The sequence below is a fragment of the Amycolatopsis sp. NPDC059657 genome, from assembly GCF_042734395.1.
Classification (GTDB): Bacteria; Actinomycetota; Actinomycetes; order Mycobacteriales; family Pseudonocardiaceae; genus Amycolatopsis.
Genome location: NZ_JBHWEB010000014.1, coordinates 61,371 through 72,127, shown reverse-complemented (window position 1 = coordinate 72,127; position 10,757 = coordinate 61,371). Strand labels below are relative to the sequence as shown.

8 protein-coding genes are annotated in these 10,757 nt (G+C 68.5%); 3 read left to right on the top strand and 5 right to left on the bottom strand.

Annotation, left to right across the window (positions count from 1 at the left end):
* Positions 1–104 precede the first annotated feature (104 nt).
* The 4 genes from ACFV15_RS10450 to ACFV15_RS10435 form a co-directional block, all read right to left on the bottom strand.
* A complete protein-coding gene (locus ACFV15_RS10450) occupies positions 105–593 on the bottom strand; it encodes a hypothetical protein (protein ID WP_378349930.1) in 489 nt (162 codons plus the stop codon).
* 118 nt (positions 594–711) lie between these two features.
* Positions 712–1,665: a TrmB family transcriptional regulator gene (locus ACFV15_RS10445; RefSeq protein WP_378349929.1), complete on the bottom strand. Its 954-nt coding sequence runs from the start codon at positions 1,663–1,665 to the stop codon at positions 712–714.
* A 102-nt stretch (positions 1,666–1,767) separates the two neighbouring features.
* Positions 1,768–2,067 carry a hypothetical protein gene (locus ACFV15_RS10440; protein WP_378349928.1) on the bottom strand — a complete coding sequence of 100 codons (300 nt, stop codon included), beginning with the start codon at positions 2,065–2,067 and terminating at the stop codon, positions 1,768–1,770.
* Positions 2,068–2,115: 48 nt separating this feature from the next.
* Positions 2,116–2,496, bottom strand: a complete 381-nt coding sequence (locus ACFV15_RS10435) for a hypothetical protein (protein WP_378349927.1) — start codon at positions 2,494–2,496, stop codon at positions 2,116–2,118.
* A gap of 250 nt (positions 2,497–2,746) precedes the next feature.
* On the opposite strand from ACFV15_RS10435, the gene ACFV15_RS10430 reads away from it, so the two are divergent.
* Positions 2,747–4,903, top strand: a complete 2,157-nt coding sequence (locus ACFV15_RS10430; RefSeq protein WP_378349926.1) for an RICIN domain-containing protein — start codon at positions 2,747–2,749, stop codon at positions 4,901–4,903.
* 101 nt (positions 4,904–5,004) lie between these two features.
* A complete protein-coding gene (locus ACFV15_RS10425) occupies positions 5,005–5,415 on the top strand; it encodes a hypothetical protein (protein ID WP_378349925.1) in 411 nt (136 codons plus the stop codon).
* Here the strand turns inward: ACFV15_RS10425 and ACFV15_RS10420 are convergent.
* A complete protein-coding gene (locus ACFV15_RS10420; protein ID WP_378349924.1) occupies positions 5,396–6,199 on the bottom strand; it encodes an LmeA family phospholipid-binding protein in 804 nt (267 codons plus the stop codon). The genes ACFV15_RS10425 and ACFV15_RS10420 overlap by 20 nt on opposite strands.
* 202 nt (positions 6,200–6,401) lie before the next feature.
* Between ACFV15_RS10420 and ACFV15_RS10415 the strand changes: the two genes are divergently transcribed.
* Positions 6,402–10,754, top strand: coding sequence for an amino acid adenylation domain-containing protein (locus ACFV15_RS10415; RefSeq protein WP_378349923.1), 4,353 nt, complete (start codon positions 6,402–6,404; stop codon positions 10,752–10,754).
* The last annotated feature ends 3 nt before the right edge of the window (positions 10,755–10,757 follow it).

Genomic DNA, 10,757 nt, shown 5'->3' with positions numbered 1-10,757 from the left:
GGCTTCGCCCACACGTTGGGGAACTTAACCCTGCCCCCCCCCCCTTTTTTGGCTGGGGGTTGTGGTCCCCCGGCCCCCACCGGCGCCCAACACTCACGACCCGTTCAGGACCAGTGATCCGCGGCCGCCTCGATGACCATGCCGTTGTCGAGGCGGACGCGGTAGATCGGCTGCGCCGCGCGGACCTTGGCGAGCTTCGCCTCGGCGTCACGCACGCGGGAGCGGATGAAATTCAGCCGCAGCAGCCCCTTGCTGACCACACATTCGTGGTTGGGGCCCGCGACCTTGAGAATGTGCCTGCGTAGTTCGTTGGTGCTCTCGGTCTCGGCCTTCTTAAGCGTCAGCTCGACGTCCAGCCCCGGGATCGCGTGCGTCGCCTGGAAGTCGTAGAGCTGCTCCGAAACGGCCGCTCTGGCTTGGTCGTAAACGGCGATCGCGCTCGCCACTCCCCGCTCGGCCAGCTCAAGGTCACCTTCTCTGGTGGCCACGTTCTCGATCGCGCCCTGCAGCCCGGGTGGCACCGAGACGACCAGTTCCCGGCCTTGGCCGATCCGCAGTTCGTGGAGCAGAGCGCAGCGATCGCCGACCTTCATCTGACCTGTCCTTCCGCCGTCGCCTCGTTCACGTTGCCCTCGATCGTGACGCCGAGTGGACGATCAACGGAAGCCCCTGTTCACGCGGAACACCCCCTGAATGACTAGGGGTTCCCGCTCAGGGAGGTCCCAGCAGGCCTCGGATGGCCGCCTGGAGGCCGGCTTGGAAGCGGGTGCGGGCGCCGAGCGAGTCCATGACGCGGCGCACCCGGCGCTCCACGGTCCGCTGCGCGACGCCGAGCTTGCGGGCGATCGCCTGGTCGGTCAGCCCGGCCGCGAGCAGTGCCAGCAACTGCTGGTCGTCCGCGCCGATCTGCGCGCCGGTCGAGCTGTCCGGCCACAATGGGCTGGCCCGATCCCAGAGCTGGTCGAAAAGTGTCACCAGGCCGGTGAGCACCGCGGACGGTCGCAACAGCACCGCCTGGTGGTCGCTGGGCAGTTCATAAGGAACAAGACCGAGCCGACGGTCGGCTATCACCAACTTCGTCGGCACTCCGGTCATCGCTCGCGCCTGCTCGCCGCATGCCGTCAACCGGCGCAGTGAATCCAGGCGTTCTGGCTGGTCCAGGGTGCTGTGGTCATAAATCGTCCGGTAGCGGACGCCGCGTGCCTGGCTGTCGCGCTGCAGCTTGTCCTGCGCTTCGTCGGGCTCCACAACGTACGGCGGCTTGTCGAGGATCAGCACCTCTTGCTTCGCGACCTGTTGCAGCTGGCGGAATCGGTGAGCGATCGCCTCGCGTCCGCGTACCACCTGCAACACCGGTCCGCCTTCGGTACGGAACCGCGCGCCGAGCGCGGCTCCGGCGAGCCTCGCGCGCTCGATCTCCTCGCGCCTGCGCAAGGCCAAGATCTCCACCGCGATGTCGGGCGGTGCGGCGACGAGCCTGGTCGGCCTGCCGGGGGTGCGGCTCAGCATTCCCTTGTCGGCCAGCGAGTTCACCAGGCTGCGCAGCCGCTCCGCCGTCATCCGGGTCAGTTCGGTGAGCTGCGCCAGCGTGACATCCGGATGGCGCAGCAGTACCTCATAGACCCGCTGCTCGGTGGTGTTGACGCCGAGACTGTCCAGCGTCATGTCCACGCTCCTTGATCAGGGGCTGTTCAGTGGGCTGAACAGTGTGTGAACAGCCATAGTCACCGAAGGTCTAGACCTGATCAAGCACCAAAAGTACCGCTATCAGCGGCCGAGCATCCGCGCGATGAAGCCGGTCACCACCAGCCAGAACACCGCTGCCAGACCGTAGTCGAGGATCGCGCGGATGGCGGCGTTGTCGACCGGGAAGAGGCCGGGGAAGAACAGCGCGAGGGGAACGGCGAGCGCGCGGATGAACCCGTAGAACGCGTTGCCCGCGTTCGCGCCCGCGATGATCATGAGGATGTAGACGACTTCGATGACCGCGAATAGAGCGCCGACTCCGGTGATCACCCGTGCGGCGGTCGTGCGGCTGCTGCTTCTGTGGCTTCGCCAAGTGGTCATGCCGGGAAAATGCCCCGGCATGACGTCACCCAAACATGTGTTCCCCGGCTACTCTCCGACGTCCACGTAGCCGATCATCCCTTGGTAGCACTGACCGTCGTGGTCGGACTGGATGATCCGCCGCGTCGCCGGGCCGGTGAAGGTGTACGAATACGTCTGGCCGTTGTGCCTCGGGCCGCTGTTGATGCCCCACGCGTTCTTGCAGGGCTTCGAAGGGTCCAGACCACCTCGGACGCTGTGGAACTCGGGGCCGGGGAAGACCCATTTCACGGTGTCCCCGACCCGGATGCTGACGGTCTCGGGGTGATAGGCCAGTCCGGGACCGACCTTGACGATGTGGGTCCGGCCGGACGCGGCCGAAGCCGGCGTGGCGAGTGCGGCGACGGTCAGTAATGACGCCAGTAGTGCGAACAGGGGGCGGGTGCGCATCTGCGACTCCTTGCGACCATATGGTCCACGCCGGGGTTTCGGCGCGGCGGTGACGGCGGAGCGCGGCGGAGTCCCCAGTAAACCCGATGATCATCTTTCATGACTTATTTTTAGTTGTATATTGACCTTCGCGATGTGACGGCCCTAACATCCTCGCGAGTGCGATGACGCACGGCGCTGAGGAGGTCTTGTGTTCGGCATACAAGGTTTTTCCCGCTCTCGCAGGAGAACGGCGCTCTGGGCGGCGGCCGTGGTCGCAGCCGGATCCGCTGTACTGGTCTCAGCGCCCGTCGCGCAGGCCGCCATCACGCCGGGCGGCGCGTACACGGTGACCGGGCTGGGCAGCGGCAAGTGCGTCGACGCCCGCGGCGCCGTCGCGGCCAACGCCACGGCCGTGCAGCAGTACACCTGCAACTCCAGCGTCGCGCAGCAGTGGACCTTCGAGGCCGTCGGCGGCTACTTCCGCGTCAACAGTGGTCTGAACCTCGCGCAGAGCTGGGATGTCACCGACGTTTCGACGGCCGACAGCGCCAAGGTCCAGCTGTGGGCCTACGGCGGCGGGAACAACCAGCAGTGGCAGGCGGTCGAGGAGCCGGGCGGCACCTACCATTTCGTGAACCGCAACAGCGGCAAATGCCTCGACGTGCCCGGCGCGTCCACCGCGGACAGCGTCCAGCTGCAGCAGTACACCTGCAACGGCACCGGCGCGCAGTCGTTCCGGCTCGACCCGGTGGGCACCACGCCGCCGGACCCCGGCCAGCCCGACCTCGGCCCGAACGTGCTCACCTTCGACCCGTCGATGTCGAGCAGCAGCATCCAGGGCAAGCTGAACAATGTTTTCGGCCAGCAGGAGCGCAACCAGTTCGGCTCGAACCGGTACGCGCTGCTGTTCAAGCCCGGCTCGTACAACGTCGACGTCAACGTCGGCTTCTACACGCAGGTGCTCGGCCTCGGCCTGACGCCGGACGCGGTGAACATCAACGGCGCGGTGCACGTCGAAGCCGACTGGTTCCCGCCGCAGAACGCGACCCAGAACTTCTGGCGTGGCGCGGAGAACCTCTCGGTCACCCCGACTGGCGGTTCGGACCGCTGGGCCGTTTCGCAGGCCGCCCCGTACCGCCGCATGCACGTGCGCGGCAACCTGATCCTCGACGATGGTGGCTGGGCCAGCGGTGGCTGGATGTCCGACGTCAAGGTCGACGGCCAGGTGCGGTCCGGCTCGCAACAGCAGTGGATCACGCGTAACTCGCAGATCGGCAGCTGGGCGGGCTCGAACTGGAACATGGTCTTCGTCGGGGTCAACGGCGCGCCGGGCAACACCTTCCCGAGCCCGCCGTACACCACGGTCGGCCAGGCGCCGGTCATCCGCGAGAAGCCGTTCCTCTATGTCGACAACGCCGGCGCGTACAAGGTCTTCGTGCCGTCGCTGAAGACGAACGCCTCGGGCACCACGTGGGCCAACGGGACCGCGCCGGGTTCGTCGCTGCCGATCGACCAGTTCTTCATCGCGAAGCCGGGGATGTCGGCCGCGACCATCAACGCGGCGCTGGCTTCCGGAAAGAACCTGCTGTTCACGCCGGGCGTCTATCACGTCAACGACACCATCCGGATCACCAGGCCGGACACCGTGGTGCTCGGCCTCGGCCTGGCGACGGTCATCCCGGACAACGGCGTGATGGCGATGTCCGTGGCCGATGTGGACGGTGTGAAGGTCGCGGGCGTGCTCATCGACGCAGGCACGACCAACTCGCAGACGCTGATGCAGGTGGGCCAGGCGGGTGCGTCGGCGGACCATTCGGCCAACCCGACCTCGCTGCACGACGTGTTCTTCCGCATCGGCGGTGCGACCGTGGCGAAGGCGACGACGAGCCTGGTCATCAACAGCAACAACGTCATCGGCGACCACAGCTGGATCTGGCGGGCCGATCACGGTGACGACGGGGTCCCCGTCGGCTGGTACGACAACACGGCCGACACCGGGCTGGTGGTCAACGGCAACAACGTCACGTTCTACGGTCTGTTCGTCGAGCACTACCAGAAGTACCAGACCGTCTGGAACGGCAACGGCGGCAAGACGTACTTCTACCAGAACGAAATCCCTTACGACGTCCCGAACCAGGCCTCGTGGAAGGATCCCAACGGCCGCAATGGCTACGCGGCCTACAAGGTCAGTGACAACGTGACGTCGCATGAGGCTTGGGGGCTGGGCAGCTACTGCTTCTTCAACTCGAACCCCTCGGTGAACCTCTACCACTCATACGAGGTCCCGAACCGGACCGGCGTCCGTTTCCACGACCTGCTCACGGTTTCGCTGGGCTACAAGGGAACGATCAGCCACGTCATCAACGACACCGGCGCGGTCACCCCGCCGGACACGAAGCCGGTCAACGTGGTCAGCTACCCGTAGCGCGCCAGTGATCTGGGTTCGGGGGTGGTGCGAACCACCCCCGAACCCATATCCTGAAACGTTCGGCGATGGTCGCCGGAGGGTGCAAGGGGCCGCAGCGAATGGCGGAAGCCGGGTTCGAGCGGGAACTGAGGAAAGCGTGGGCCGAGGTCTGGGTCCTCATCGCGAGCCGTGACGAGGACGTCGTCCGCGGTGAGACGAGCAGGCTGGCGGACCTGCTCGGCGGGGCCGACGAGGTGCTCGTGACCGCCGCGAGCGAGGACGTGACCAGGGTCGGGTTCGACCTGACCGAAATCAGCGAGAGCACACCCGAAGAGTTCCTCGCGGAGCTCGTCGGGCGCTTCGGGTTCGACGGCTGGTCGCCTCCCGTCGAAGAAGACGGTCTGCTGCAGGCCGTCTGGCAGCCATCGCCGGCACCGGAGCACGGGGTCATCGGCATCGCGGTGCTCACCATGACCGCGGGCAACGGGCTGGCCCGCGTGATCGAATGCGTCAGCGGCTCTTCGGCGTGAGCCGGGGCAGCGTCAGCGTCAATGCCGCCGTGGTCATCCAGCCGACCAGCTCCGGCAGCGGGATCTTCGAAAGCCGCTCCGGCCACTGGTCGGCGACGGTGTGCAGCATCAGGTCACCGTTGCGGGTCTCGATCCCGGCCAGCCGGATGCCCGGCGGCAGGTCGGGCAGCGGCAGCGTGATCGGCTTGAACCGCCGCGGCAGCTTGTGGAAGGTCAGGCCGAACACGTGCAGCGCCCGCGGTCGCAGCAGGATCGCCTCTTCGCCGACCGTGGGCTCCAGCTCCGCGTACCCCCAGCGTGGGTGCTTGGCCCAGCGGATCTCCAGCAAACCGTCGTCGCCGGGCTCCGCTTGGACGCCTGGCTTCAATTCGGCCACCCGCTCACGGAGCACGTGCGACTCGACCAGGATGTGGATCTCGACCGACGCGGGCTTGACCGTCGGCGTCGGCAGCGACCGGAACCGGACGTCGCCCGCGATCACCGTCAGCCGCTTGACCGGGGTGTCCGGCCAGGTGATGTCCTCGGCGACGATGCGGACGTCGCCGAGCCTGCCGGTGGCCAGCCGCAGCGAATCGGCCTGGTAGTCGAGCGCGGTCAGGGTCAGGTCGACGTCGTTGTCGCCGACCTTGGTGCTGATCCGGCGCCCGAGCAGCCGTTCACTCGCCATCCGCAGCGCCGAAGCCGGGCTCGTCGGCACCTGGGGCAGCAGGGACCGGCCCACCGCCGCGAGGCCGGCGAGCTCGTTCCAGGGCACCAGACCGTCGAACCAGTTCGCGTCGCTCACCTCCCCAGTGTGCCGGACACCCCTGTCATGGCCCCGCGCCGTCACGCCCCGGCCCGCCATTCGGGGTGACGGAGTTGCGCCGTACGGGTGACACGCACATCCGGCGGTGGGTCCGCTATGCACTTTCGGCCAGTCCGCTCTGGATTTTCGCTGCGCAAATCCTCCATACGCTCGACTGGAGACGCGAGCCATGGAGGTGCGGATGCCCGAGTTCGACGACCTGCGCCGCTGGAACGACACCGCGGCCGGCTTCCCCGCGCTGTCGCTGCCCGCGCTGCTGCGCCGGGCCGCCCGGCTGCGTCCGGACACCGTCGCGCTCGCCACCCCCGAACGGAAGCTCACCTACCGCGCGCTCATCGGCGAGGTCGACCGTGCCGTGTCCTGCCTGCGTGCCCGCGGCGTCGGCCGGGGCAGCCCGGTGGTGTGCGTGCTGCCGCGCGGGGTGGCCGCGGTGGTCGCGCAGGCCGCCGTGTTCGCGCGTGGCGCCGTTTACGTGCCGGTGGCCGAAGAAGCGCCAGTGGCGGTCCTCGAGCAGGTGCTCGGCGGATTCGGCGCGCCGTTCCTGATGACCGACCAGGTGGGACTCGCCAGGCTCGACCGGGAGATCGACCCGGCGATCCGGCGCATCTGTTTCGTCGAGCCGTGGCTGCACGCGGGCAGTGCCTCTGTCGCGCCGTGTCCCGATCCATCGCTGGACGATCTCGCGTACGTCATGCACACCTCGGGCAGGTCGGGACGGCCGAAGGCGGTGATGGTCAGCCATCGCGCGATCGCGAATTCGACGCAGGCGCGGTTGCTTCGGTACCAATTCCCCGTGGGGGAGTTCGCTTTTCTCACCCCGATGACGGTGGACACCAGTCTCGCCGGGATCTGGTGGACGCTGGCGTCCGGCGGCACCCTGCGGCTGTTGTCGGCCGATCCCGTGCGTGCCGTCGGTGAACTGGCGGAGGTGCTGCGGTCGGGAACCGTCACGCACACCATGGTCACGCCGTCGCTCTACCGCTCGGTACTGCCCACGGTGGAGCATCCGTCGCCATCGCTGCGGCAGATCGTCGTCTCCGGTGAGCCGTGCCCGCCGGACCTGGTCGCCGAGCACTACGCGCGGCTGCCTCAGGTAGACCTCGTCAACGAATACGGGCCTGCCGAGACGAGTGGCTGGTGCGCGGGCGTGACGCTGCGGCCGGGCGAGGACATCACGGTCGGCACCCCGATCGCCAACACTCAGCTCTGGGTGCTGGACGAGGATCGTCCACTGCCGCCTGGCCTGTTCGGCGAGGTCTGCGTCGCGGGCACCGCGCTCGCGGACGGCTACCTCGGCGATCCCGACGCCACCCGCGAGCGCTTCGTCCCGCATCCGCTCGAAGCGGGCAAGCTCCTGTACCGCACCGGCGACATCGGACGCTGGCGTCCCGACGGCCGTCTCGAACTGCGCGGCAGGCTCGACGACCAGGCCCGGATACACGGGGTCCGCGTCGAACCCTCTGGTGTCGCCGCGACGCTCGCGTCGCATCCGGCGGTCCGCCAGGCGGTGGTCGTCGCGAGGCCACTGCCCGGCCACTATCAGGACCGGCTCGTCGCCTACGTGACCCCGGAATGGCAGCGTGATCCCGAGCCGGTCGAGCTGACCAGCATCTACACCGGCGAGCGCCTGCCGATCAGCGATCGGCGCGAGTGGATCGACCACAGCGTCGGACTGGTCGGCGAACGGCCGGTCGGCAGTGTCCTCGAACTCGGCTGTGGCACCGGTTTGCTGCTGACCCGGCTGGCGGGGGAGTGCACTCGCTATGTCGGCACCGACGTCTCTTCGGACGCTTTGGACGTCCTCGCGGCGCGAGTGTCCGGGATGGATCAAGTCGAACTGCGCTGTGAGGATGCCCGAGCCGCGCTGCGGGACCGGTCAGCCGAATTCGATCTGGTGCTGTGCAACTCCGTGCCCCAGCGCTTCCCGAGCCCCGCTTTCCTGGCCGATGTGCTCGAAGGCGCCGTCCGCGCGTGCCGTCGCGGCGGGCGCGTGATTCTGGGCGACATCCTGGATCTCGGGCTGCGGGAGGCGTTTCACGCGTCGGTCGTGCTCGCGGCCGCGGACGAGGACGTGCCGGCCCAGGTGCTCGAGCAGCGACTGCGGCAGCGGCTCGATCTCGACCCGTTGCTGTGGTTGGACGCGCGATGGTTCGCGCGCGCCGTGGCGTCGCTCGGGCGGCACGCCGACCTCCAGGTCCGGCCCCGGTGTGGCCGCGGGCGTACCGAGATGACGGATTTCCGGTTCGACGTCGTGCTGCACCTCGACACCGAGCCCGAGACGCTCGAACTGGACGATTGGTGGTTCTGGGCGGATGACGCGCTCGACTCGCGCGCGCTGCGAAAGCTTTTGACGAGCACCAGTGAGACCGTTGGCGTACTCGGCATCACGAATCAGCGCACGGCAGGCGCGTGTGCGGTGCGCGACGCGCTCGCCCAGCCCGGCTTCGGCGAGCCGGACTGCGGTGGGCTGCGGTGGCTCGCCGCCGAGGCCGAACGCGTCGCCGTGCACCCGGAGGAACTCGCCGACCTGGCCGCGGAACTCGGCTGGGAACTGCGGCTTTCGCGGGCCGCGGGGCTGGCCGACGGAGCGTTGGACGCGGTGTTCCATCGCCCCGGCCCGGCCGAGTGGACGGTGCGGTGGCCGAATTCCGGCCAGGTCGTTCCCGAGCGCTGCCTGAGCACAGACCCGATACACCGGCACGTCGTCACAGACGCGCGAGAGCGTCTCGTGCCGGGGCTGCGCGAGTACGTGACCCAGCTGCTGTGCGCGCACGAACGGCCATCTGAGTACGTCGTGCTCGCCGAGCTTCCGCTGACCGCGCACGGGAAAGTCGACTACGACGCGTTGCCGCCACCACCGGGCCGCAGGCCAGAGCTGGGTACGAGCTACGCGCGGCCGGTCTCGCCGATCGAGGAACGGGTCGCCGAGATCTTCGCCGAACTCCTCGGTATCGACCGGGTGGGCCGGTTCGACGATTTCGTGGAGCTGGGCGGCGATTCGCTGCTCGCGGTCCGTGCCGCGGTCCTGATCGAAGCCGAGTTCGCGGTGCGCCTGCCCATCCGGATCGTGTTCGACCTGCCGACGCCGCAACTGCTCGCCGGACGGCTGAGCGTGTCCCAGCTGAAACCCGCCGTCGTCGCGGTCGAGGTGCCCGATGAAGACGACCGGCTCCTGCTGACGGTGCCGCAATTGCTGCTGTGGGGCCACGATTCGCTGCTCGGCAGCGGCATGGTCGCCGGCCCGGACTGCGCGTTGACGATCAGCTACCGCGTGCGCGGTCCGCTGGACGCCGCCGTGCTCGCGGAAGCCGTCGACGAGCTGGCCAGCAGGCACGAAGCGTTGCGTACCAGTCTGCACCTGCCCGGCGGCCACCTCGAAGACGGTCACCAGCGCGTCGGCCAGGCGCGAACGGGCGCGCTGCGCGTCGCCGACGCCGAGCGACTGGACGCGGCCAAGATGCTGCGGGCGATTCAGGCGGACGAACCGCTCGATCCCGCGTCGGGCAGGGTGTTCGCCGCCGAGCTGGTGCGCGTGTCCGATGTGGAGTCCCTGTTCTCCCTGCGCATCCATCATTTGGTGGCCGACGGCTGGTCGATGGCGTTGATCGAGCGTGAGCTGACCCGGCTCTACGAAGGCATCGTCACCGGTCGCGGCCCTGACCTGCCCGCGCCGCCGAGTTACCGGGCGCAGGTGCGTCACGCGGCGACGCCGTCGGCCCGCGACCCGATCAACCCGGCCGACATCGCATACTGGGCAGGGAAAGTGCAGGGTGCGAAGCCGGTCGAGCTGGTGCCGAGCGAATACCTGGAGATCCTGTCCGAGCCACCGTGCACCGAGGTGCACAGCATCCTCGTGCCCCCGGACGAGGCCGAGCCGTTCCTCCGGCTCGCCCGCGCGCGCCGCGCGACGCTGTACACCGCCTTGTACACCGTGTTCGCGTCGATCATCGCCGCCGACACCGACGATCCTGACGTGCGGCTGCTGTCGGTGAACGCGGCCAGGCGCAGTGCCGAACTGGAAAGGACCGTCGGGTTGTTCCTCGACGCGGTGTTCCTGCGCGAGCGGGTGGACGCCGGACTGTCCTTCGCCGACCTGCTCACCGTGCACGGCAGGGAACTGCACGACGCGCTGCGCCACGACAGCGTGCCGATGCTCGGGCTGTGCCGGGCGCTGCCCGAGATGCTCGACGTGTTCGGCCGGTCCCAGTCGGTCGTGTTCGAAAGCCTGGTCCCGCTGACGGAACTGCGGCTGACCGGCTGTTCGGTCCAGCGTCGCGACCAGTACCAGGAGGGGTTCACGGGGCGCGTGCTGCAGGTCCCCGCGCACCTCGCGGTGGCGACGCGCCAGGAGTCGTCGTCGCTGCGGCTGGCTGCGTTGTACGACCCCGGTTTCGTTCCGAAGTCCTATGTGGACGATCTGCTGCGCCGGATGCGCGCGGTGGTGGTGGCCTGCGGGCGCGACGGTGACCTCGCGCCGGCAGCACTGGTGAAAGCCGATCGCTGGTTGGAGACATTGCGGATGGTGAGGGTGTGAACG